The following is a 23,178-nucleotide window of genomic DNA, read 5'->3' on the forward strand; positions in this document are numbered from 1 at the left end:
GCTGCGTCAGTCGCGCGCTTCGAACGCGGCGGCCGCACGACCGAGGCGATCGTTGACCGCGATCCATTCGACGGTCTCGGGCAGTTTCTCGACGAGGATACGTGCGACCTGCGCGCGGTCGAGCGCCCGCAGCATGCCGTACAGGTCGCGCGCATACGCCTGCGGATCTTCCGGCGCCGCGACGAAATGCACGCCGTCGGCGTGCGCCCAGCGTCCCGCGCGCGACGCGCGTGCGACGAGCGCGACACGTTCGCCGTCGGTCTGCGCGGCCGCGAGCAGCAGCTCGAGTGCATCGAACGGCAGCAGCGCGAGCGGCGTGCGCGGCGCGTAATGGGCCTTCAGCGTGCCCGACGCGCGCGGCGCGGTCGCGTCGCTGCCGTCGGGCAGGCGCGGCGCGCGGCCGAGCACGTCGGCAATCTGCTGCGGCGTCACGTGGCCCGGGCGCAGCAGCGCCGGGAAGCCGCGCGACAGGTCGAGGATCGTCGATTCGATGCCGACTTCCGACGGGCCGCCATCGAGTACGTGCACGGTGTCGCCGAATTCGTCGCGCACGTGTTGAGCGGTGGTCGGGCTCACGTGGCCGAAGCGGTTCGCGGACGGGGCGGCGACGCCGCCGTGGCCGCCGCGCCGCGCGCTGAACGCGGCCAGCAGCGCCTGCGCGACCGGATGCGACGGACAGCGCAGGCCGACCGAATCCTGGCCGCCGCTCACGGCGTCCGGAATGCGCGCATGGCGCTTCAGGATCAGCGTCAGCGGGCCCGGCCAGAATGCATCGATCAGCGCCTGCGCATCGGCCGGCAGGTCTTCGGCCCAGTAACCGGGATCGCCGCCGGGCGGCAGGTGCACGATCACCGGATGGTTCGCCGGGCGCCCCTTCGCCGCATAGATGCGCGCGACGGCCTCGGGATTCGCCGCGTCGCCGCCGAGCCCGTACACGGTTTCGGTCGGGAATGCGACGAGTTGCCCCGCGTCGAGCAGCGCGGCAGCCGCGTCGATCTGCGCGGGCGTCACGGAGGTCGGGAGATCGATGGACATCGGCTGGCGCCTCAGTCGAGCGGCACGCGCAGCAGCTGCGCGCACGCGGTGGCGGCAGCGACGGCTTCGTCGCGCGTCTCGGCCGTGAAGTTCACGTGGCCCATCTTGCGCCCGACGCGCGCTTCTTCCTTGCCGTACAGGTGCAGGTGCGCGGCCGGCATGGCGGCGACCGTGTCCCACGGCGGCGTGACGGCCTCGGCTGCGCCACCGTTCGGGAACCACACGTCGCCGAGGATGTTCAGCATCGCGGCCGGCGAATGCTGGCGCGGGTTGCCGAGCGGCATGCGCGTCATCGCGCGCACCTGCTGCTCGAACTGGCTCGTTGCGCACGCATCGACCGTGTAGTGGCCGGAGTTGTGCGGGCGTGGCGCCATTTCGTTCGCGACGAACGAGCCGTCTTCCAGCACAAAGAATTCGACGCAGAGCACGCCGACGTAGCCGAGCGTATCGGCGATCCGGACGGCTGCCTGCTGCGCCTCCTCGACGCGTGCGGCATCGGCGGCCGGGGCCGGCACGACGGTCAGCGCGAGGATGCCGTTGTGATGCACGTTCTGCGCGAGCGGGAATGCGGCCGAGCGGCCGTCCGCGCCGCGCGCGATCAGCGCGGACACTTCGTATTTCAGCGGCAGGCGCTTTTCGAGCACGCACGGCACGCCGCCGAGCGACGCATGCGCGTCGCGCGCTTCCCGCGCGGTGCTCACGCGCACCTGGCCCTTGCCGTCGTAACCGAGGCGCGCCGTCTTCAGGATGCCCGGCAGCACCGCGTCGAGCGCGGCATCGTCGAGCGCGGCGAGCGCCGCCGCCGATTCGATCGCGACGTGCGGTGCGACCGGCACGCCCGACGCCTCGATGAAACGCTTCTCCGCGATCCGGTCCTGCGCGACCGCGACGCAGCGGCCGGCCGGCGCAACGAACGTCGTGCGCGCGAGGAAATCGAGGCTCGCGGCCGGCACGTTCTCGAATTCCGTCGACACGGCCGCGCACAGCGCGGCCAGTTCGGCGAGCGCCGCTTCGTCGTCGTAGGCCGCGCACAGGTGACGGTCGGCGACCGCGCCGGCGGGGCTCGTCGGATCGGGATCGAGCACGGCGACGCGATAGCCCATCGACTGGGCGGCAAAGCAGAACATGCGGCCGAGCTGGCCACCGCCGACCATGCCCAGCCACGCGCCGGGCAGGATCGGGGAAACGGAATCAGGAGTTGCGGTCATGTCAGTGTTCGGTCACGGCGGGCGCCGCCCGCCGCAGTGATGAGGATCAAGCGGCCGCGGGAATGGCAGTGCGGCCGCCGGTGCGCCGTCATGCGAGCGGCGGCAGCACCATCGCGTGCGCGGCTTCGTTCTGTCGCACGCGGAACGCGGCGAGCCGGTTCGCGTAGTCGACCGACGTGCCGGACAGGATCGACACCGCGAACAGAGCGGCATTCGCAGCGCCGGCCTCGCCGATCGCGAACGTCGCGACCGGCACGCCCTTCGGCATCTGCACGATCGAGTGCAGCGAATCGACGCCCTTCAGGTACTTGCTCGCGACCGGTACGCCGAGCACCGGCACCGTGGTTTTCGCGGCCAGCATGCCGGGCAGGTGCGCGGCACCGCCGGCGCCCGCGATGATCGCGCGCAGTCCGCGCTCGCGCGCCTTCTCCGCATAGTCGAACATCTCGTCGGGCATCCGGTGCGCGGACACGACCTTCGCTTCGTACGGTACGCCGAATTCCTGCAGGATCGCGACCGCGTTCTTCATCACGTCCCAGTCGGAACTCGAACCCATCAGCACGCCGACGAGCGGCGCGCTGTGCGTGTGGGCAGTCTGGACTTCACTCATTTCGTGCGTTCCTTCCTTCAGGCGAGCGGCTGGCCGGTGATGCGCTCGAGCGCTTCCTGGTACTTCGCGGCCGTCTTCTCGACGACGTCGGCCGGCAGTGCCGGTGCCGGCGCGGTCTTGCCCCACGGCTGCGCCTCGAGCCAGTCGCGCACGAACTGCTTGTCGAACGACGGCGGGTTGGTGCCGACCTGGTACTGGTCGGCCGGCCAGAAGCGCGACGAATCGGCCGTCAGCACCTCGTCCATCAGGTAGAGCTTGCCGTGATTGTCGAGGCCGAATTCGAACTTCGTGTCGGCGATGATGATGCCGCGCGTCGCCGCGTAATCGGCCGCTTCCTTGTACAGGCGGATCGAGATGTCGCGGATCGTCGCGGCCAGCTCGGTGCCGATGCGGCGCTCGGTTTCCTCGAACGTGATGTTCTCGTCGTGCTCGCCCATCTCGGCCTTCGCGGCCGGCGTGAAGATCGGCTCGGGCAGCTTCTGCGCGTTCTGCAGGCCTTCCGGCAGCTTCACGCCGCACACGGCGCCCGACGCCTGGTATTCCTTCCAGCCGCTGCCCGCCAGGTAGCCTCGCACGACCGCCTCGATCATGATCGGCTCGAGACGCTTGACGACCACGCCACGCCCCTTGACCTGCTCGACCTCGTCCGCCGAGACGACCGCTTCCGGCGCGTCGCCCGTCAGGTGGTTCGGCACGATGTGCGCGAGCTTGTCGAACCAGAAGTTCGCCATCTGGTTCAACACGCGACCCTTGTTCGGAATCGGCTCCCCCATGATCACGTCGAATGCCGACAGGCGATCCGTCGTGACGATCAGGAGCTTGTCGTTGCCGACCGCGTAGTTGTCGCGGACCTTGCCGCGACCGAGGAGCGGCAGCGAGCGGAGCGTGGATTCGTAAAGGGTAGACATCGTCTTTTCGCAGATAAGGAGCCAAACAAAAAGGGAAACGCCGTTCCCCGCGGCAGGCGGGAACGGCGGTCTTGCAATGCGTCGGCGAACCGGCGGGCGACAGCGCCCGGGCGGTTGCCGGCCGGCCCTCGTTCGGCCGGACGGAGCGGCTGCGGGGCCGGATCAAATCCGGCCGGACAGCCTTGCCTCAGCCTTTCGGCGCGGCAATCGTACTACATCTCAGCGCACGACCTGCGCGAGTGCGCCGGACTTGTACTGCTCGGCGATCTTGTCGAGCGACACCGGCTTGATCTTCGCGGCCTGGCCTTCGCAGCCGAACGCGAGGTAGCGGTCGACACACACCTGCTTCGCCGCTTCACGCGCGGGCTTCAGGTAGTCGCGCGGATCGAACTTGCCCGGGTTCTCGAACAGGTAGCGGCGGATCGCGCCGGTGATCGCGAGACGCAGGTCGGTGTCGATGTTGATCTTGCGCACGCCGTGCTTGATGCCTTCCTGGATTTCCTCGACCGGCACGCCGTAGGTTTCCTTCATGTCGCCGCCGAATTCGCGGATCTCGGCCAGCAGTTCCTGCGGCACCGACGACGAACCGTGCATCACCAGGTGCGTGTTCGGGATGCGTGCGTGAATTTCCTTGATGCGCTGGATCGACAGGATGTCGCCCGTCGGCTTCTTCGAGAACTTGTACGCGCCGTGCGACGTGCCGATCGCGATCGCGAGCGCGTCGCACTGCGTGAGCTTCACGAAGTCGGCGGCCTGCTCCGGATCGGTCAGCAGTTGCTCGCGGGTCATCGTGCCTTCCGCGCCATGGCCGTCTTCCTTGTCGCCCTTCATCGTCTCGAGCGAGCCGAGCACGCCGAGTTCGGCTTCGACCGTCACGCCGATCGAGTGCGCCATCTCGACGACCTTGCGCGACACGTCGACGTTGTATTCGTACGAGGCGACCGTCTTGCCGTCGGCTTCGAGCGAACCGTCCATCATCACGCTGGTGAAGCCGCTGCGGATCGCGCCCATGCACACGGCCGGCGACTGGCCGTGGTCCTGGTGCATCACGACCGGGATGTGCGGATACGACTCGACCGCCGCTTCGATCAGGTGGCGCAGGAACGGCTCGCCCGCGTACTTACGCGCGCCGGCCGATGCCTGCATGATCACGGGCGCGCCGACCTGATCCGCCGCCGCCATGATCGCCTGGACCTGCTCCAGGTTGTTCACGTTGAAGGCCGGCAGGCCGTAACCGTGCTCTGCCGCGTGGTCCAGCAATTGACGCATTGATACGAGAGGCATTGTGGAACTCCTTGGAATGAAAACCGGTGCGCCCTGACGCCGGCGCGGCGCTCGCTCCCCGTCGAAACCGGGGCGGCACGGCGCGGCTGAGCGTCGAATAGCCGCATTTTATCGCGAAGCGCCTCCGATTCCGACCGGCCGGTGGCGCGTACTCGCAATTTGTTACCTTCGCACGGCACAATCCAGGCAAAAAACAGAAAAAAAGCCGCGCGGGGCATCGGACCCCGCGCGGCTTTCGTCAAAAAAATGGTGCCCGATCGGCTCGGGCGGCCGGTGGACCGGCCAACGGACCGAACGGACCGGCCCGATGCATGCCGGTGCTCAATAGTGCTCGCCGACCCGCACGATCTTCAGCGTGTTGGTGCCGCCCGCTTGCCCCATCGGCTCGCCGACGGTCAGCACGACCATGTCGCCGTGCTGCACGTAGCCCTGCTTGACGACGAGCTCCAGCGCCGCCTGCAGCGCCGAATCGCGATCGCTGTTGAAGTCGACGTGCAGCGGCGTCACGTTGCGGTACAGCGCCATCGTGCGCTCGCTGCCGACGCGCGGCGTCAGCGCGAAGATCGGCACGTGCGTGTAGTGGCGCGACATCCACAGCGCGGTCGCGCCCGATTCGGTCAGCGCGATGATCGCCTTCGCGCCCAGGTGGTACGCAGTGAACAGCGCGCCCATCGCGATCGACTGGTCGATCCGCGTGAACGTGCGGTCGAGGAAATCCTTGTCCAGCTCGACGTGTTCCGACTTTTCCGCCTCGACACACACGGCCGCCATCGTCTCGATCGTGACGACCGGGTACTTGCCGGCGGCCGTCTCGGCCGACAGCATCACCGCGTCGGTGCCGTCGAGCACCGCGTTCGCGACGTCCGACACTTCCGCGCGGGTCGGCACCGGCGCGTGGATCATCGACTCCATCATTTGCGTCGCGGTGATCACGAGCTTGTTCGACTCGCGCGCCATCCGGATCATCCGCTTCTGCAGCGCCGGCACGGCCGCGTTGCCGACTTCCACCGCGAGGTCGCCGCGCGCGACCATGATGCCGTCGGACGCGTCGAGAATGCTCTGCAGCGCCGGAATCGCCTCGGCGCGCTCGATCTTAGCGATCATCTTCGGCTTGATGCCGTAAGGCGCGCCCGCGATGTTCGCGAGCTGGCGCGCCATTTCCATGTCGGTGGCGTTCTTCGGGAACGACACCGCGACCAGATCCGCGCCGAGCGACATCGCCGTGCGGATGTCCTCCATGTCCTTCGCGGTCAGCGCGGGCGCCGACAGGCCGCCGCCCTGGCGGTTGATCCCCTTGTTGTTCGACAGCTCGCCGCCCACCTTGACGATCGTGTGGATCTCTTCGCCGAGCACGCGCTCGACGGTCAGCACGATCAGGCCGTCGTTCAGCAGCAGCAGATCGCCCGGCTTCAGGTCGCGCGGCAGTTCCTTGTAGTCGAGGCCGACGCGCTCGTCGTTGCCGAGCTCACAGCCCGCGTCGAGGATGAAGGCCTGGCCCGGCACGAGGGTCGTCTTGCCGTTCTCGAACTTGCCGACGCGGATCTTCGGGCCCTGGAGGTCGGCCATGATCGCGATCTCGCGGCCGACCTTGCGGGCGGCCTCGCGCACCATCTCGGCGCGCTGGCGGTGATCGTCGGCCGTGCCGTGCGAAAAGTTGAGCCGCACGACGTCGAGGCCCGCCTGCATCATCTGCAGCAGAATCTCCGGCGAACTGGAAGCCGGGCCGATCGTGGCGACTATCTTGGTGGCGCGCTGCATGAAACTCCTCATCTGGATCAAGGTGGATGCGCTGGGTGAAACGCTGCGAGAGCCGGAATCGGCGGGCCCAGCGGCGGCCGTTCCGGGGGGCGTGCCGGTGCTTGCGCCCGGCATCGCTTTGTTCTGAATTTCGTGGTGCTGCACGGCCGCGTCGCCGGCGGCCGCCGGTGCGCGCGGGGTCGAGTTCGCCCGCGCGGGCGCGCGTTTGCGCTTGCCCGCGCCGGCCGGCTGCTCCGCTTTCGCGGAGCGCGCGGCCCTCGTCACCCCTGCGCGCGCCGCCACGCTCAGGCCGCCCGCGTTTCCAGCACTTCCACCGCCGGCAGCTTCTTCCCCTCGAGGAACTCGAGGAAGGCGCCGCCGCCCGTCGAGATGTAGCTGACCTGGTCATGGATGCCGTACTTCGCGATGGCCGCGAGCGTGTCGCCGCCGCCCGCGATCGAGAACGCGGACGATTTGGCGATCGCTTCCGCGAGCGTCTTGGTGCCGTTGCCGAACTGGTCGAACTCGAACACGCCGACCGGGCCGTTCCACACGATCGTGCCGGCCTTCTCGAGCTGGCTCGCGAGCGCCTTGGCCGTATCCGGGCCGATGTCGAGGATCATGTCGTCCGCTTCGATGTCGGCGACCTGCTTCACCGTGGCTGCGGCCGTCGGCGAGAATTCCTTGGCCGTCACGACGTCGGTCGGGATCGGCACCGACGCGCCGCGCTCGCGCGCTTCGTCGATGATCGCCTTCGCCTCGGCGACGAGATCGGCTTCCGCGAGCGACTTGCCGATCGACAGGCCGGCCGCGAGCATGAACGTGTTCGCGATGCCGCCGCCGACGATCAGCTGGTCGACCTTGCCGGCCAGCGACTTGAGAATCGTCAGCTTGGTCGACACCTTCGAACCGGCGACGATCGCCACCAGCGGGCGAGCCGGGTTGCCGAGCGCCTTGCCCAGTGCGTCGAGTTCGGCGGCCAGCAGCGGGCCCGCGCACGCGACCGGCGCGTACTTCGCGATGCCGTGGGTGGTCGCTTCCGCGCGGTGCGCGGTGCCGAACGCGTCGTTCACGTAGACGTCGCAGAGCTTCGCCATCTTTTGCGCGAGCTCGTCCGAATTCTTCTTCTCGCCCTTGTTCACGCGGCAGTTCTCGAGCAGCACGACCTGGCCCGGCGCGACGTTCACGCCGTTCTCGACCCAGTTCGAGACGAGCGGCACGTCGCGGCCGAGCAACTCGGCGAGGCGCTTCGCGACCGGCGCGAGCGAATCTTCCGGCTTGAATTCGCCTTCGGTCGGACGACCGAGGTGCGACGTGACCATCACGGCCGCGCCGGCGTCGAGCGCGGCCTGGATGGCCGGCACGGACGCGCGCACGCGCGTGTCTTCGGTGATGTTGCCGTGATCGTCCTGCGGGACGTTCAGGTCGGCGCGGATGAACACCCGCTTGCCGGCGAGCTGGCCTGCGGCGATCAGGTCGGTAAGACGCTTGACTTGGCTCATGTTGAACAGATTGAAGTAGTGGATGGGGAAAGGGGGTTCATGCTGGACGTGCGCGGGCTGCCGCGAAAGGGCGCCGGATGCGGCCGTGGCTGGCGGTTCGCATGACGCGCACGGGTAAAAAATCTCGAACGGGCATTCTAGCCGATCCACCCGGCAGACTGACCCGTGCGGCGGCGAATTCCGCCTATTTGGGATCGCGCACGGCCGTCAACACGTTTCCGCAACGCAACAATAGGTGCTCGCCAGCGGCCGGCACCCGGTGGGCGGGCACGGAGATTCGTCAGAAGATCAGCCGCAGCACGGTGAAGACGAGCATCCCGACGATGATCGTGCCGAGCATGCTGCGCCGCCACAAAAACCAGCCGAGACCCGCGAGCGCGGCGTAGAACGGATGGTTGGACAGCGCGAACGACAGCCCGGCGGGCGTTTCGAGCACGTCGGGCAGCACGACCGCGACGAGCGCGGCGGCCGGCGCGTAGCGCAGCGCGCGCTGCGCGCGCTCGGGCAGCACGGTGCGTTCGCCGCCGATCAGGAACAGCGCGCGCGTGACGGCCGTGACGATCGTCATCCCGACGATCACGATCCAGATTTCCGTCGCGCTCATTCGATTTCCTTTTCGTGCACGGTTTCGGTGCGGATGCGGCGCCAGTCGGCGCGTTCGACGAAGAAATCGGCCGTGCACCCGGCCGCAAGCGCGGCCAGCACCGCGATCGGCAGCGCGAGCCGGTACGGCAGGTCGAACGCGATCAGCGACACGATGCCCGCCACCGCGACGGCCGCGAGCGTCGAGCGGTTCGCGACCGCCGACACCATGATCGGGAGCAGCGCGAGCGTGCCGGCCAGCTCCAGCCCCCAGCTCGCGGGAAAGAAGCTCGCGAGCAGGATGCCGGCGAGCGATGACACCTGCCACGACGCCCAGCTGGCGAGCGCCATCCCCCAGAAATAGGCTTCCTTGCCCGGCACGTGGCCGTATGCGAAGCCCTGTTTCTGGAACAGCAGGTAGATCACGTCGCCGTTGAAATAGCCGATCGCGAGGCGCCGCCACAGCGGCAGGTAGGAAAAATGGGGCGCAAGCCCGGCGCTGAAGATCACGAAGCGCATGTTGACCATCGTGGCCGTGAGCAGGATCGTCCAGATCGGCAGCTTCGCGACGAGAAGCGGCAGCACCGCGAGCTGCGACGAGCCCGCATAGACGAAGATCGACATCGCGCTCGCCTGCCCGAGCGTCATCACCGACTTGCTCATCGCGACCCCGGTGACGAGCCCCCAGGACAGGATCGCCATCAGTGTCGGGGAATAGTCGCGCGCGCCCTGGATCAGCGCGAAGCGGTCGGTGGCGGAGAATCGAGCGAGCATGGGAAACGGGCCGCGGCGGGCGGTTCGTCGGGCCGCCGGCGCCTCCTGCCGGTACGACCCGTCGTTATTGGAATCGGTACCGGGCGATTATAGCGCCGGCCCTGTGCCGACCGACCGGATCGCCTTCAAATGACGCTAAAATAAGCGTCTTTCCGGCTCAATGCTGCACACAACCCGCTGTACAACCGCTTCCCAGGAGAATCCTATGTCAATGGCCGACCGCGACGGCAAGATCTGGATGGACGGCAAGCTGATCGACTGGCGCGATGCCAAGATCCACGTCCTGACCCATACGCTGCACTACGGCATGGGCGTCTTCGAGGGCGTGCGTGCGTACAAGACGGCCGACGGCAGCACCGCGATCTTCCGTCTGCGCGAGCACACCAAACGTCTGCTGAATTCGGCGAAGATCTTCCAGATGGACGTGCCGTTCGACCGCGAAACGCTCGAAGCCGCGCAGCTCGAAGTCGTGCGCGAGAACAAGCTCGAGTCGTGCTACCTGCGCCCGATCATCTGGGTCGGCTCGGAAAAACTTGGCGTGTCGGCGAAGGGCAACACGATCCACGTCGCGATCGCCGCATGGCCGTGGGGCGCATATCTCGGCGAGGACGGCCTCGCGAAGGGTATCCGCGTGAAGACGTCGTCGTTCACGCGCCACCACGTGAACGTGTCCATGGTGCGCGCGAAGGCGTCGGGCTGGTACGTGAACTCGATCCTCGCGAACCAGGAAGCGACCGCCGACGGCTACGACGAAGCGCTGCTGCTCGACGTCGACGGCTACGTGTCGGAAGGCTCCGGCGAGAATTTCTTCCTGGTGAACAACGGCAAGCTGTACACGCCCGACCTGTCGTCGTGCCTCGACGGCATCACGCGCGACACGATCATCACGCTCGCGAAGGACGCCGGCATCGAGGTGATCGAGAAGCGCATCACGCGCGACGAGGTCTACACGGCCGACGAAGCGTTCTTCACGGGCACGGCCGCCGAAGTCACGCCGATCCGCGAGCTCGACAACCGCACGATCGGCAGCGGCGCCCGCGGCCCGGTCACGGAAAAGCTCCAGTCGGCATTTTTCGATATCGTGTCGGGCAAGAACGCGAAGTACGCGCACTGGCTGACGAAAGTCTGAGCGCGCCGCGCCACCGACCGCCCCACAAAAGAGTGATAAGAGAAAGTCTCATGAGTGAAATCAAGGAAATGCCGCTGGTCGAGCTGACGGCCAAGGATCTCCCCGCCTACTGCCCGAACCCGGCCATGGCGCGCTGGAGTGCGCACCCGCGCGTCTTCATCGACGTGTCGCACGGCGAGGCACGCTGCCCGTACTGCGGCACGCGCTACAAGCTGCGCGACGGCGAGGTGGTCAAGGGCCACTGAGCCCCGGCCGGCCGGGCCCGCGGGCCCGCCGCACACGAGGCGGCGCAGCCGGAACCCGGTGCGCCGCCCTTTTCCTGTTCTGACAACCCGAACGCGGCGCATGCGCGCCGTGCTTCATTACGACATCGGAAGTCGACCTGATGCGTCGAGCGCTGGTTATCGCACCGAATTGGATCGGTGACGCATTGATGGCGCAGCCGCTTTTTGCGCTGCTGAAAAAGCTCCATCCCCGCATCGCGATCGATGCCGTCGCGCCCACCTGGGTCGCGCCCGTGCTCGAGCGGATGCCCGAGATCCACGATGTCTACGCGACCGACCTCGCGCACGGCAAGCTGCAGCTGCTGCGCCGCTGGCAGCTCGCGACCGACCTGCGTGACGTCGGCTACGACGCGGCGTACGTGCTGCCGAATTCGCTGAAGTCCGCGGTGATCCCGTGGCTCGCGAACATCCCGCTGCGGATCGGCTACACGGGCGAGCATCGCTACGGCCTGCTGAACGTGCGGCACGGGAACCCCGACAAGTCGGCCGAGCGTCCGCCGATGACGACCCACTACGCGGCGCTCGCATATGCGCCGGGCGCGAAGCTGCCCGAGTCGATGAAGACGCTGCCCGCCCCGCGCCTCGACGCCGACCTGAACGAGACGGCGCGCGTGTCCGCACGTTTCAATCTCGATACACGCAAGCCGCTCGTCGTGTTCTGCCCCGGCGCGGAATACGGCCCGGCCAAGCGCTGGCCGCCCGAGCACTTCGCGACGCTCGCGACGATCGTCCACCAGTCGTTCCCGTACACGCAGATCGTCGCGCTCGGCTCGCAGAAGGACGCCGCCGCCGCGCAGGCGATCGCCGACCACGCGCCGAACGTGCGTAACCTGTGCGGGCAGACGTCGCTGTCCGAGGCGTGCGCGCTGATCGCGCGCGCGAACGCGGTCGTGACCAACGATTCGGGGCTGATGCACGTCGCGGCCGCCTTGCGCCGGCCGCTCGTCGCGCTGTACGGCTCGACGGATCCGCGCCACACCCCTCCGCTGTCGGAGCTGGCGAAGGTACAATGGTTGCATCTCGAATGCAGTCCCTGCTTCGAACGCGAGTGCCCGCTCGGCCATCTGAACTGCCTGCGCGAACTCGGTCCCGAACAGGTATTCGGCGATTTGCGCGGCATGCTCGTCGGGCAGCGCTGACCCTGACCGGCAGCGTCGCACGACGCGCCGGGCAATCCGATTCACCGGTGTACGGCGGCTCCATCCGGGCCGCCGTGCTGAATACGGCGCGCGACGCGCGCGAGAGATAACCCCGATGCCACGTTTTGCCCGCCTTTTCGAAGCCGCTGCCGATACGCTGAACGCTTACTACCAGGCCGTCGCCGATGCCAATCTCGACGCGCTGCTGGGGTTGTGGATCGACGAGGACTTCGCCAGCTGCGTCTGGGCCGACGGTGAGCATCTGCACGGCCTCGACCAGATCCGCAGCGGGCTGGCGAACCGCCTCGCGACGCGTCCCGTGACGATCGAACCGCTCGACATTCGCGTATACGACAGTCTCGGCACCGTCGTCTACACGATCGCCGAAGCGCATCAGCAGGCCGACCTGACGGCCGAACCGGACATGGTTTTCGCCACGTACGTGATGATTCACGAACGCGGCGAGTGGCGCATCGCGCATATTCACGCGAGCCCGATTCCCGAACAAGCGGCCGGACAATTCGCCGCGAAGATCCGTCACGGGCAGGGTCCGCTGCACTGACGAAGAACGAAGCAACGCATTAGCGGGGCGATCATGAGTACGGCTTCTCCGCCCACCTCGCCGCTGACCGGGGCCCCGGCCCCCGACGACGATTCATTGCGCTATCGCGCACCGCGCTGGCTGCCGAACAGCCATGCCCAAACCATCGTGCCCGCGCTGTTCGCACGGCGTCCGGCGGTCGCGTACCGACGAGAGCGATGGGAAACCCCCGACCACGACTTCATCGATCTCGACTGGGTCGCGCATCTCGACAGTGCCGCACCGCCGCCCGACGCACCGCTTTTCGTGCTGTTCCACGGCCTCGAAGGCAGTTCCGGCTCGCATTACGCGCTGGCGATGATGGCCGCCGCGCGCGCGAAGGGCTGGCACGCGGTCGTCCCGCACTTTCGCAGTTGCAGCGGCGAGCTCAACCGGCAGCCGCGCTTCTACCATCTCGCCGACAGCGCCGAGGTCGACTGGATCCTGCGCCGGCTCGCCGCGCAGCATCGCGGGCCGGTCGTCGCGGCCGGCGTGTCGCTCGGCGGCAACGTGCTGCTGCGCTGGCTCGGCGAGCACCGCAGCGACACGTCGATCGTGCACGCGGCCGCCGCGATCTCGACGCCGATCGACGTGCATGCGGGCGGCCGCGCGCTGTCGCAGGGCTTCGCGATGGTCTACACGCGCAGCTTCCTGAAGACGCTGAAGCGCAAGGCGCTCGCGAAGCTCGACCAATATCCGGGGCTGTTCGACCGCGACGCAATGCTCCGTGCCGTGACGATGCGCGACTTCGACGAAGTCGTGACCGCGCCGCTGCACGGCTTCGCCGACGCCGACGACTACTGGACCCAGGCCACGACGCGCCCGCTGCTGCCCGCGATCGACGTGCCGACGCTGATCCTCAACGCCCGCAACGATCCGTTCCTGCCCGAATCCGCGCTGCCCAGCGCCGCCGACGTGTCGCCGGCCGTCGAGCTCGACCAGCCCGCGGACGGCGGCCACGCGGGATTCATGACCGGGCCGTTCCCCGGCCGCCTCGACTGGCTGTCGGCGCGGGTGTTCGGCTATTGCTCGAAATTCGTCGACCATGGATGACATCGTCAGGCAGGCCCTCGCCAAATGGCCGAACGTGCCGCACTGCACCGGCTGGCTGCTGCTCGACCGGCGCGGCGAGTGGCGGCTGCGCGACGAGGCCGCGCAGGCCGCGGGCGAACTCGGCTCGCCGGTCCGGCATGCGGCACTGAACGCGTTCATCGGGCGCAACTACGACTGCGACCCGCACGGCCAGTGGTTCTTCCAGAACGGGCCGCAGCGCGTGTACGTCGAGCTCGCATACACGCCGTGGGTCGTGCGCCTGGCCGAACGCGACGGGCAACTCGCGCTGGCCGACCAAACCGGCGCGCCGTTCGAGCCCGACGCCGCATGGCTCGACGATGCGGGCGGCGTGCTGTTCCGCTCGGCGGGCACGCCGCCGCGCATCGCGGCGCTGCACGACCACGACCTCGGCCTGTTCGCCGATCATGCGGACTTCGACGCGACGCCGCCCGTGCTGCGCTGGCGTGACGGGCGCACGCTGGCGCTCGGCAACCTGGCGTGTGCCGATGTGCCGGCAACGTTCGGCTTCGTCGCGAGTCCCGCGCAGCGTGCGCGGCACGACACGTCGGATGGTGGCAACGGCAACGGCAACGGCAACGACAGCGCCGCAAGCTGAAGCGCCGCCGCCCTGCCCGCCTCGCGGCCGTTATCCGCGGCCGTTCTTCTCGTCCTCGCGCTCTTCCTTGTAGCGCGCCTCGAATTCCAGCAGCCGCGCGCCGATGATCGACTGGTCGTAGAACGACACGTCCTTCGCGTCGCGCGCCTCCTTCAGCTGGCGAATCGCAGACGGCCACGCGCCGTCGAGCGCCAGCTTCTCCGCGAGCGCACGGCGCCGCGCGAGCACGTCGCCCTTGCCGTCGCTCGCCTTCGCGAGGTAGTCCCACCAGTCCGGCTGCTCCGGGTCCGCTTTCGCCTGCGTGCGTGCGAGCGTCTGCGCTTCGTCGAAGCGGCGCGCGGCGATCAGCGCCTGCAGGTGCGCGACGATCGCCGCGTGCGACGCCGGCCAGCGCCGCTGCGCGAGCGCCGCGAGCCGCACCGCGTCGTCGGTCCGGCCCGCGCGGCGGGCGAGGTCGGCGGCGAGCACGTCGAGGCTCGGCGAACTCGTCTGCGGATCGTCCGCGCGCCGCTCGCGCGCGTCGAAGGCGGCGCGGGCCGACGCGAGCGCCTTGTCGGCCGCGTCGTACTGGCCGAGCAGCGTGTTCGCGAGCGCGATCCCGTACTCGTTCGCCGCGACGTTCGGCGCCGTGCGATCGTCGATCTCGAGCTGCATCCGGCGCGCCTCGGCCGCGATGTCGTTCGGCGCACGGTTCTGCAGAATGCGCAGCCGCGCGCGCACGAAGCCGTATTCGGCCGACTGGCGCGGCTGCCGGTACGGCGCGCGGCGCGCGCGATCCTCCATGTCGGCGATCCGTTCACCCGTCAGCGGGTGCGTGCGCGCATAGGCCGGCACGCCCGCGTCGCCCATCGACGCGCGCTCGAGCCGCTCGAAGAAGCCCGGCATCCCGTACGGATCGTAGCCGGCGCCCGCGAGCAGCTGGAAACCGACGCGATCGGCCTCGCGCTCGGCCGAGCGCGAGAAGCGCAGCTGGTTGTCGACCGCAAACGCCTGCCCGCCCATCGCGATCGCGCTGCCGAGATCGCCGCTGCGCGCGAGCACGCCCGCCAGCACCCCGAGCAGCATCGTCGCGAGCGCGGTGTAGCCCGTCTTCTCGTTCGCGCCGATCATCCGCGCGATGTGCCGCTGCAGCACGTGGCCCATCTCGTGGCCGACCACCGAGGCGAGTTCGGATTCCGTTTGCGTCGTGACGACCAGGCCGCTGTTGATCCCGATGAAACCGCCCGGCATCGAGAATGCGTTGATCTGCGGATCGCGCACGGGGAACAACTCGAAGTCCGGCGTGTAGCCGCCGATGTAGCGCGCCGCGGCCGCGGCCGCGAGCCGCTTCGCGATCGCGTTCAGGTAGTCGCGCGCGAGCCAGTCGTCGAGGTAGTCCGGGTCGCGCCGCACCTCGCGCATCACGCGCTCGCCGAGACGGCGCTCGGCCTGCGGCGTAAGCGAACCGCCGGAGCCGTCGCCGAGGTCGGGCAGTTCCAGCGCGCGCAGGGGTGCACGCAGGCTCGCGACCGGCGCGGACGCGCCGTCGCCGCCGGAGAACCGGCTTTCCGCGCCGCCGTAGGTGCCGAATACGCCGGTCGCGATGCCGGAAGGCACCGTGGAAATCGACGGCGAAGCGCCGGCCGCCGGCTCGAGCGGCAGCGCGGACAGGCGCTGTGCATGGCCGCTCGGCGGCAGCACGAGCGCCGTCGACAGCAACACGGCAAGCAACTGTTTGACACGCATGGCAGGATGAAGACGACGCGTCCCGCGCGCCGGGCGCGCATCGCGGCGTTTGGTCTGAAGATCCTGGTCATTGTACCGGCGGGATCGCGACTGTTCGCTGCGGCGGATGCGCCGTCTGCACGCCCGGCGTCGTGCAGGCCGCTGCTATGATAGGCGCCCGTTGAAACGTTGCAGATGGTTGCGGCACGGTGCCCGACGCGGTGGATCGACCGGCCGCGACACAAGAGATCGGAGCAGGACATGTCAGGACTTACCCATTTCGACGCCGCCGGCCACGCGCACATGGTCGACGTCGGCGGCAAGCAGGAAACGCAACGTATCGCGATCGCGCGCGGCACGATCCGGATGCTGCCGGCGACGTTCGCGCTGATCCGCGACGGCAAGGCGAAGAAAGGCGACGTGCTCGGCGTCGCGCGCATCGCCGCGATCCAGGGTGCCAAGCGCACCGCCGACCTCATTCCGCTGTGTCATCCGCTCGCGCTGACGCGCGTGGCCGTCGACTTCGAACTCGACGACGCGCTGCCGGGCGTGCACTGCGTCGCGCAGGTCGAGACGTTCGGGCGCACCGGTGTCGAGATGGAAGCGCTGACCGCCGTGCAGGTCGGGCTGCTGACCGTGTACGACATGTGCAAGGCGGTCGACCGGGGGATGGTGATCACCGAGGTGAGCGTGAGAGAAAAGCGTGGCGGGAAGTCGGGGGACTGGAAGGCCGAGGACACCGCCGGCTGACCGGTCGGCACCCTGTCGGCCGGTAAATTCGGGATACCGCCCGTTTATCTCATACAATTACCGGATTCCGCACGGGAGAGCGTGCGACCCAGCACAAAAAAAGCGAGCACGGGTGATGAATTCGCAAGCGTTAAGAAGCGCATTGCTGGCCGGACCGGTTCAGCACGAGCGCCTTGTCAAACTGGATACGCCGGTGGGCCCCGACGTGCTGCTGCCGCATCGCGTCATCGGCCGATCGCGGCTCGGGCGTCACTTCGAGTTCACGGTCGATACCGTGTCGGTGTCCGATAACCTCGAGCTCAAGAAGCTGATCGCGCAGCCGGTGACGCTGTGGATCCTGCAGGCCGACCAGTCTTATGCGCCTCACCACGGCTACGTGCATTGCGCCCGCCGGCTCGGCTCGGACAGCGGCGTCACGCACTACCAGATCGTCTTCGCTTCGTTCCTGCACTTCCTGAAGTTTCGCCGCGACCAGCGAATCTGGCAGGACCAGTCCGCGGACGACATCATTGCCGACGTGCTGAACCAGCATCCGCAGGCCAAGGGTCGCTTCACCTTCAAGCTCCACCAGCCGCTGCCGCTCCGCTCGTTCTGCATGCAGTACGAGGATGACTGGAATTTCGTGCATCGCCTGATGGAATCGGAAGGCCTGTATGGCTTCTGGGAACAGGACCAGGACGGCAAGTCGCACCGGCTCGTCGTCGTCGACCGCGTCGACGCGTTGCCCGCGCTGTCGCCGCGAACGGTGCGCTTTCATCATGCGGGCACGGGTGACGAGGCCGACACGTTCGTCCAGTTCTCCGGCACGCGCACGCTGCGAAGTGTCGCCCGCGCCACACCCACGTTCGACTACAAGCAGCCGCCGAGCGCGGCGAATCCGAAGGCGACCCATACGCCGACGATCGCCAATCAGGGTGACCTGCCGCCGCAGCTCGAGGTCTACGAATACACCGGTGCGTACACGTACCTCGAACAGTCCCGCGGTGACCATCTGTCGAAGATATGGATGGAGGAACAGGAGTCGCGCGCGAAACGCTTTCATGGCGTCGGCGGCGTGCGGCGCATGGATGCCGGGCGGACCTTCGAGCTGGCGGATCACCCCGAACACGACAAGGACGATGCCGGGCAGCGCGAATTCGCCGTGATCGAGACGGCGTGGGTCATCGTCAACAATCTGCCCGTTGCCGACGAACAGGCGGTTTTCCCGCACAGCCTGCGCGCCGAGGTCGGCAGCATCGTGCAGGCAACCGATACGGCCCAGTCGCGCGTGCGTCATCCCGACGGCAGCGAAGGCTTCTTTCAGATCCGCGTCGAAGCCCAGCGCACGACCGTACCGTTCCGCAGCCCGTTCGAACACGCGAAGCCGCCGATGCACCTGCAATCGGCGATCGTCGTCGCACCGAAAGGCGAGGAAATCCACACCGACGCGCTCAACCGGGTCAAGGTTCGCTTCCATTGGGACCGCCTGAACGACGGCGACGAAAAGGCGTCGTGCTGGCTGCGTGCCACCGCGTCGGATTCGGGCAAGGGTTATGGGGCCGTTCACCCGCACCGCAGCGGCGAGGAGGTGCTGGTCGATTTCCTCGGCGGCGACTGCGATCGCCCGATCATCGTCGGCAAGCTGTACAACGGCGCGACGAGCCCGCAGTGGCACAGCAACGGGATCCTGTCCGGATACCGGTCCAAGGAATATGCGGGCGCCGGCTACAACCAGCTCGTGCTCGACGACGCGACCTCGCAGAACCGCGTGCACCTCTACAGCAGCGAGACCAACGCGCACTTGCATCTCGGTTACCTGATCGACCATGCGGGCAACAACCGCGGCAGCTATCTCGGCAGCGGCTTCGACCTGCGCTCGGACGCGTACGGCGCCGTACGCGCGAGCCGCGGGCTGTACGTCACGACGCACCCGAAGCAGCCGGCGAGCCAGCCGCTCGACGTTCAGGAAACGCAACAGCAGCTCGTCCGTGCAGAAGGCCTGATGGAGGCCATGTCGGAGGTCGGCGCGCAGCATCAGGCCGAACCGCTCGACCACGGCCACTCGGCGCTGAAGCAGTTCACCGACGCGACGCAGAACAGCGTGAGCGGCGGCACGTCGGGCGGCAGGACCGCGGGCGGCGGAACCGGCACGGCCAACGCGTTCAAGGAGCCGGTGATGCTGTTCGGCAGCCCGGCCGGTATCGGGATGTCCACGCAACAGTCCGTGCAGCTTGCCGCGGACCAGCACGTCAACCTCGTCAGCGGGCAAAGCACGCACGTGGCCGCCGGAAAGTCGCTGATCGCGAGCGTCCTCGACCGGATCAGCCTGTTCGCGCAGAACTCCGGGATCAAGCTATTCGCCGGCAAGGGCAAGGTCGAAGTGCAGGCGCACGCGGACAACATCGAGCTGACGGCCCAGAAGGCGCTGAAGCTGATGGCGGTAACCGAGTCGATCGAAGGCGCCGCGGCGAAGGAAATCCTGCTGACCTCCGGCGGCGCGTACATCCGCATCGCGAACGGCAACATCGAAGTGCACGCACCCGGCAAGATCGACATCAAGGGGGCGCAGCACGCGTTCAGCGGCCCCACGCACCTGTCGCAGACGATGCCGACCCTGCCGAACTCGACCGGCAACTACGATCAGGCGTTCATCGCGCACTGGGCCGGCACCGACATTCCGGTAGCGAACACGCGATACCAGATGTTCTCGAACGGCAAGCTGCTCTCGGAAGGCGTCACCAATGCGGCAGGCGAGACGGGGCTCACGCAGAGCCACGTGCCGCACGACGTCGTCGTCAAGTTTCTAGGGAAATCGAATGGCTGACGGACAACAGGACAACAACGTACTGGGCAGCGGCTCGGGGATGCTGACGCCGACGGGGTACAAGGATCGGCCGAAGGTGGCGATCAATATCTGCGACAAGCATGTGACGCCGGCACCGAAATGGATCGTCGGCACCTGTCCGTTCTACTATCGGCCGCTTCACGGGGCGTATATGGAGACGGTCGAGAAGGTCAGCATGTCGAGCATCTGGTCGACCATCAAGGGTTTCGCCCTATCGTGGGATCCGTGGACCGACTCGGACGTCGCGCACCGACTCCTGCACCGCCGTGAAGAATTGATCAAGATAGACAGCACGAATTCCGACTGGTCTCGTCATGGCAACTTCATGATGCGTCACATCGGGTGCGGACATAAGCCGCCCGATTACTACATCAGCTACGGCTACTACTACTGCTCCGACTATGGAGCGAATCTCTATCCGAGCCTCAGCCCCCAAGGGAAAGCGTGGCTGAACAAAGCGCGCAAGCTGCTCCAGGTCAACATGGAAGACGGGTTGAATCAGAACATGATGGGCAACACGATCCAGATGGCCAGCCCGACGCCGGGAAACGGTAGCGTCGATATGACGTGGCCACAGTTCGAGCTGGAAATAAACACCGAAAAGTTCAAGGAATTTGCATTCAAGACACACCCGATGGCCTACCTCGACGGAGGATTGGCCGACCTGCCGATCATGGATCTCGTCAGGATCGGGATGCGGCCGAACATTCAGGAATGGGGCGACGGAAGAACGTGGGGGCAGGCTTTCGATTCCGCCATCCCTGTTCTCCGGAAAAAAGCCGAGGAATCGGACGCCGACGATCCGGTCGGCAAGGCGCTCGGAAGGCTGCTGGCGAAGTGACATGCGAAAAGGCAAACGATGGCTTTGGGTCGCGGGATGCGTGCTTGTTCTCCCGATCGCTATTTACGGATATACGGAAATGACATCAGGGTGGGACACGGTATCGACCGAATTCATGCGCAACGACAAGCCGTACGGTGCGGGCGCATTTCGCGTGCAACGCAACGATTTCATGTCACTGAAGGTTGCGCGACCGGAACTCAAGTTCAAGCCGGAGAGCGAGCAGAAGAACCCTGACCTCGCGGAATTCACCGAACCTTGGATGGACGATTCGAACCAGCGGCTGAACCGGTCGACCGTCAGTTTCCTGCGCGGCACGCTGGACGGGAGCGCCGTGCGCCACTTCCAGCAACCGGGCCAGACCGCGTCATGGTGGTACTCGCCTGACTGGCAGATCCTGTACGTCAGTACGGGCTGGATGGATTACGCGGCGCCGCGCACCGTCGACGGTGCGTCCCCTCAGACAACCCGACTCTGGAAGTCGAGCGACGGTGGCCAGCACTGGGCCCAGCTCGAATGGCCGACGGAGCGCAACATCAACCGCTTGCTGTTCATTGATGCGCAACGGGGCTACGCCATCGGAAGGGGACCCCGCGTGTGGCGAACGGCGGACGGCGGGCAATCGTGGCAGGAAATCAAGGAACCGCCGGGTGCCGCCCTTCAGGACAAGCCACGCCGGACTTTCGACGGGACCAACCTCGGTCCCGACGGTGTATTGCGCATTGCCTATCAGGTTGAAGACGCCGAGCATCCGCAACCGGCAACGGTGGTCTGGCGGCTCGATTGGAATCAGCAGGATTTCATCCGGGAAGCGGTGCTCCCCGGACAAGTCATCGTCAGCCTCGAATCGTCGCCGGCCCCCGTCCGGAATTACGCACTGTATGCGTTGTCGCGTACAAGCGGCGAATCCGGCAGCGGTCATGGTGCGGGCGTCATTTCGACCTGGACTAGCGAGCACCCCGAACACATCCAGGAACTGCATGCGTTTGACAGCCCGCTGACGCTCAACGGACTGAGCGCGGGTCGCAACGGCGTCCTGCTGGTCCACGCGACCGACCCGAACACCGCAAACGGCGGCGGCGCACCGATCGACCTGACGATCAGCAGCACCGACGGTGGAAAGACATGGCAGCAGACCGCCGACAAGGCTTCACAGGGCGGCTACTTCGATCCACAAACGAACACGCTCTATTCGGTGTTCGCCTATACGCTGCGGAAACGGCAATTCTGATCGGCGCCCGATGCGTTTGTCGCAGGCCGTGTCCGCGGAAACGAACGACGTCCGCGGCACGGCCAGCCACGAGATTCCTCTATCGACTTCAGCCAATCCCATGCGCCATCGATCTCGACTGAAGGGGCTGGCCGTCATCGCGATCGGCGGCATCGTATTGAATCTGTTTTACGAGAGCACCGGTCCTCACTGGAAGACCGTTTCGTCGCAGATCACATGGTCCGACCCGCCAGCAGGTGTGGGTGATTTCTACATCGCCGGCAACGAAATCATGTCGCTCACGTTTGCCGATCCTGTCGTGACGCTGAAGCCGGCCGGCGAGTGGAAGGTTCCGACGGTCGCCGAACCCACCGAAGCATGGATGAACAGTGCGGGAGAAACCCTCAATCGACGAACCGTGAATTTCTTCCGCGGCACGCTCGATCACGGACTGCAGCGCTTCTTGCAAGCGCCCGGCCAACACACCGCGTGGTGGCATTCGCGAGACGGTCAGGTCCACTTGATCAGCATCGGCTGGCTGGACTATACGTCGCAGCATTCCGCGGACGACCTCGTCTCGCGGCAAACCCGTGTCTGGAAATCGCTCGACGGCGGCCGCCACTGGTCGCAGATGGCATGGCCGGAGCACGAAGATATCGACGACCTGCTCTTCATCGACGCGCAGCACGGCTATGCGATTGGCCGCGGCCCCACCGTCCGGCGAACATCCGACGGCGGCGAGTCCTGGCAACTGATCGCACTACCGCCGGATGCAGTCGTCCCCAGTGGCCGTCGGCGCAACCTCAGAGCGGTGAATCTTGGTCCCGACGGCACCCTGCGAGTGGCTTACCATGTCGATCCGTCGGCAACGGGGCCCGCTCGCAGCGTCGTATACGGGCTTCCGCCAAATCAGCAGACGTTCGTTCCCGATATCGTTCTGCCGAACCAGACCGTCATCCGACTCGCTTCGACGCCGGCCACGACCAGCGGTTACGCGCTTTACGCACTGTCTCTCCTCGACGACGAGGGCGGCAAAGATACGGCACCGGATCGCGCACGCCGGGCCGGCGTGCTTTCGACGTGGACGGACACGCAACCCGCGCGCGTCCGGCAAGTGATGACGTTTGACATGAAGCTCATCGTGAACGGCCTCGACGTGGGCCGCGACGGCCTGTTACTCGTATATGCCACCGATCCCGGGCAAGCAATCGACGATCCACCAATCCCCCTGATGATCAGCAGCACTGACGCAGGCAGGACCTGGAAACAGAATGCCGACGGGATCGTCTATCACAACCGGTACTTCGACCAGGATACGAACACGCTCTACTCGCTGCTCGATGAAAGACTGAAGAAGCTGTCATTCCCCATCCGACATTCCCCCGCCTCACAAGACTGAATCCCCTCG

Annotated in this window: 22 protein-coding genes; 12 read left to right on the plus strand and 10 right to left on the minus strand. The window is 67.1% G+C overall.

What is annotated here, in order from left to right; translation table 11 throughout:
* Positions 1-6: 6 nt before the first annotated feature.
* The 6 genes from BTE28158_RS00315 to pyk form a co-directional block, all read right to left on the minus strand.
* Positions 7-1,035: an L-threonylcarbamoyladenylate synthase gene (locus tag BTE28158_RS00315; protein ID WP_174906197.1), complete on the minus strand. Its 1,029-nt coding sequence runs from the start codon at positions 1,033-1,035 to the stop codon at positions 7-9.
* A gap of 11 nt (positions 1,036-1,046) precedes the next feature.
* The gene (locus tag BTE28158_RS00320; RefSeq protein WP_151052182.1) at positions 1,047-2,243 is read right to left on the minus strand and encodes a 5-(carboxyamino)imidazole ribonucleotide synthase; all 1,197 of its coding nucleotides are present in this window, start codon (positions 2,241-2,243) and stop codon (positions 1,047-1,049) included.
* 88 nt (positions 2,244-2,331) lie between these two features.
* Complete coding sequence (purE, locus tag BTE28158_RS00325) at positions 2,332-2,853, minus strand: 5-(carboxyamino)imidazole ribonucleotide mutase (protein WP_012364611.1); 522 nt, start codon at positions 2,851-2,853, stop codon at positions 2,332-2,334.
* A 17-nt stretch (positions 2,854-2,870) separates the two neighbouring features.
* Positions 2,871-3,761, minus strand: coding sequence for a phosphoribosylaminoimidazolesuccinocarboxamide synthase (locus BTE28158_RS00330; RefSeq protein WP_059607933.1), 891 nt, complete (start codon positions 3,759-3,761; stop codon positions 2,871-2,873).
* A 219-nt stretch (positions 3,762-3,980) separates the two neighbouring features.
* Complete coding sequence (gene fba, locus BTE28158_RS00335) at positions 3,981-5,045, minus strand: class II fructose-bisphosphate aldolase (RefSeq protein WP_014896168.1); 1,065 nt, start codon at positions 5,043-5,045, stop codon at positions 3,981-3,983.
* 321 nt (positions 5,046-5,366) lie between these two features.
* A complete protein-coding gene (gene pyk, locus BTE28158_RS00340; RefSeq protein ID WP_059607932.1) occupies positions 5,367-6,803 on the minus strand; it encodes a pyruvate kinase in 1,437 nt (478 codons plus the stop codon).
* Here pyk and BTE28158_RS32755 point away from each other — a divergent pair.
* Positions 6,802-6,930, plus strand: coding sequence for a hypothetical protein (locus BTE28158_RS32755; RefSeq protein WP_256097633.1), 129 nt, complete (start codon positions 6,802-6,804; stop codon positions 6,928-6,930). The genes pyk and BTE28158_RS32755 overlap by 2 nt on opposite strands.
* Positions 6,931-7,087: 157 nt before the next feature.
* Here BTE28158_RS32755 and BTE28158_RS00345 read toward each other — a convergent pair whose 3' ends face one another.
* The 3 genes from BTE28158_RS00345 to BTE28158_RS00355 all read right to left on the minus strand — a co-directional run bounded on the left by BTE28158_RS00345 (position 7,088) and on the right by BTE28158_RS00355 (position 9,640).
* Entirely contained in the window at positions 7,088-8,284 is a 1,197-nt protein-coding gene (locus BTE28158_RS00345; RefSeq protein WP_006481732.1) for a phosphoglycerate kinase, read from the minus strand.
* Positions 8,285-8,564: 280 nt separating this feature from the next.
* The gene (locus BTE28158_RS00350; protein WP_014896165.1) at positions 8,565-8,888 is read right to left on the minus strand and encodes an AzlD domain-containing protein; all 324 of its coding nucleotides are present in this window, start codon (positions 8,886-8,888) and stop codon (positions 8,565-8,567) included.
* Positions 8,885-9,640, minus strand: coding sequence for an AzlC family ABC transporter permease (locus tag BTE28158_RS00355; protein WP_059690615.1), 756 nt, complete (start codon positions 9,638-9,640; stop codon positions 8,885-8,887). The genes BTE28158_RS00350 and BTE28158_RS00355 overlap by 4 nt, the downstream gene beginning before the upstream one ends.
* A gap of 205 nt (positions 9,641-9,845) precedes the next feature.
* Between BTE28158_RS00355 and BTE28158_RS00360 the strand changes: the two genes are divergently transcribed.
* From BTE28158_RS00360 to BTE28158_RS00385, 6 genes are all read left to right on the plus strand, one after another.
* Complete coding sequence (locus BTE28158_RS00360) at positions 9,846-10,769, plus strand: branched-chain amino acid transaminase (protein WP_059447778.1); 924 nt, start codon at positions 9,846-9,848, stop codon at positions 10,767-10,769.
* 50 nt (positions 10,770-10,819) lie between these two features.
* Entirely contained in the window at positions 10,820-11,014 is a 195-nt protein-coding gene (locus BTE28158_RS00365; RefSeq protein ID WP_006749970.1) for a zinc-finger domain-containing protein, read from the plus strand.
* A 140-nt stretch (positions 11,015-11,154) separates the two neighbouring features.
* Positions 11,155-12,192 (plus strand): lipopolysaccharide heptosyltransferase II, encoded by a 1,038-nt coding sequence (waaF, locus tag BTE28158_RS00370; protein ID WP_151052092.1) that lies wholly within the window; start codon positions 11,155-11,157, stop codon positions 12,190-12,192.
* 115 nt (positions 12,193-12,307) lie between these two features.
* A complete protein-coding gene (locus tag BTE28158_RS00375; protein WP_006749968.1) occupies positions 12,308-12,754 on the plus strand; it encodes a nuclear transport factor 2 family protein in 447 nt (148 codons plus the stop codon).
* 33 nt (positions 12,755-12,787) lie between these two features.
* Positions 12,788-13,825, plus strand: a complete 1,038-nt coding sequence (locus tag BTE28158_RS00380) for a hydrolase (protein ID WP_059607929.1) — start codon at positions 12,788-12,790, stop codon at positions 13,823-13,825.
* Entirely contained in the window at positions 13,818-14,441 is a 624-nt protein-coding gene (locus BTE28158_RS00385; RefSeq protein WP_151052095.1) for a DUF2946 family protein, read from the plus strand. The genes BTE28158_RS00380 and BTE28158_RS00385 overlap by 8 nt, the downstream gene beginning before the upstream one ends.
* Before the next feature lie 30 nt (positions 14,442-14,471).
* Here the strand turns inward: BTE28158_RS00385 and BTE28158_RS00390 are convergent, their stop codons facing one another.
* Positions 14,472-16,166: a M48 family metalloprotease gene (locus BTE28158_RS00390; RefSeq protein WP_138847217.1), complete on the minus strand. Its 1,695-nt coding sequence runs from the start codon at positions 16,164-16,166 to the stop codon at positions 14,472-14,474.
* 240 nt (positions 16,167-16,406) lie between these two features.
* Between BTE28158_RS00390 and moaC the strand changes: the two genes are divergently transcribed.
* The 5 genes from moaC to BTE28158_RS00415 all read left to right on the plus strand — a co-directional run bounded on the left by moaC (position 16,407) and on the right by BTE28158_RS00415 (position 23,169).
* On the plus strand, positions 16,407-16,895 hold the full coding sequence (gene moaC, locus BTE28158_RS00395; protein ID WP_011657821.1) for a cyclic pyranopterin monophosphate synthase MoaC: 489 nt from the start codon (positions 16,407-16,409) through the stop codon (positions 16,893-16,895).
* A gap of 115 nt (positions 16,896-17,010) precedes the next feature.
* The gene (locus BTE28158_RS00400) at positions 17,011-19,698 is read left to right on the plus strand and encodes a type VI secretion system Vgr family protein (RefSeq protein WP_151051451.1); all 2,688 of its coding nucleotides are present in this window, start codon (positions 17,011-17,013) and stop codon (positions 19,696-19,698) included.
* On the plus strand, positions 19,691-20,560 hold the full coding sequence (locus BTE28158_RS00405) for a hypothetical protein (RefSeq protein ID WP_012364620.1): 870 nt from the start codon (positions 19,691-19,693) through the stop codon (positions 20,558-20,560). The genes BTE28158_RS00400 and BTE28158_RS00405 overlap by 8 nt, the downstream gene beginning before the upstream one ends.
* 79 nt (positions 20,561-20,639) lie before the next feature.
* The gene (locus BTE28158_RS00410; RefSeq protein WP_151051453.1) at positions 20,640-21,791 is read left to right on the plus strand and encodes a beta propeller repeat protein; all 1,152 of its coding nucleotides are present in this window, start codon (positions 20,640-20,642) and stop codon (positions 21,789-21,791) included.
* A gap of 100 nt (positions 21,792-21,891) precedes the next feature.
* Positions 21,892-23,169, plus strand: coding sequence for a WD40/YVTN/BNR-like repeat-containing protein (locus BTE28158_RS00415; protein WP_059607924.1), 1,278 nt, complete (start codon positions 21,892-21,894; stop codon positions 23,167-23,169).
* The last annotated feature ends 9 nt before the right edge of the window (positions 23,170-23,178 follow it).

This window comes from Burkholderia diffusa (genome assembly GCF_902499115.1).
Classification (GTDB): Bacteria; Pseudomonadota; Gammaproteobacteria; order Burkholderiales; family Burkholderiaceae; genus Burkholderia; species Burkholderia diffusa.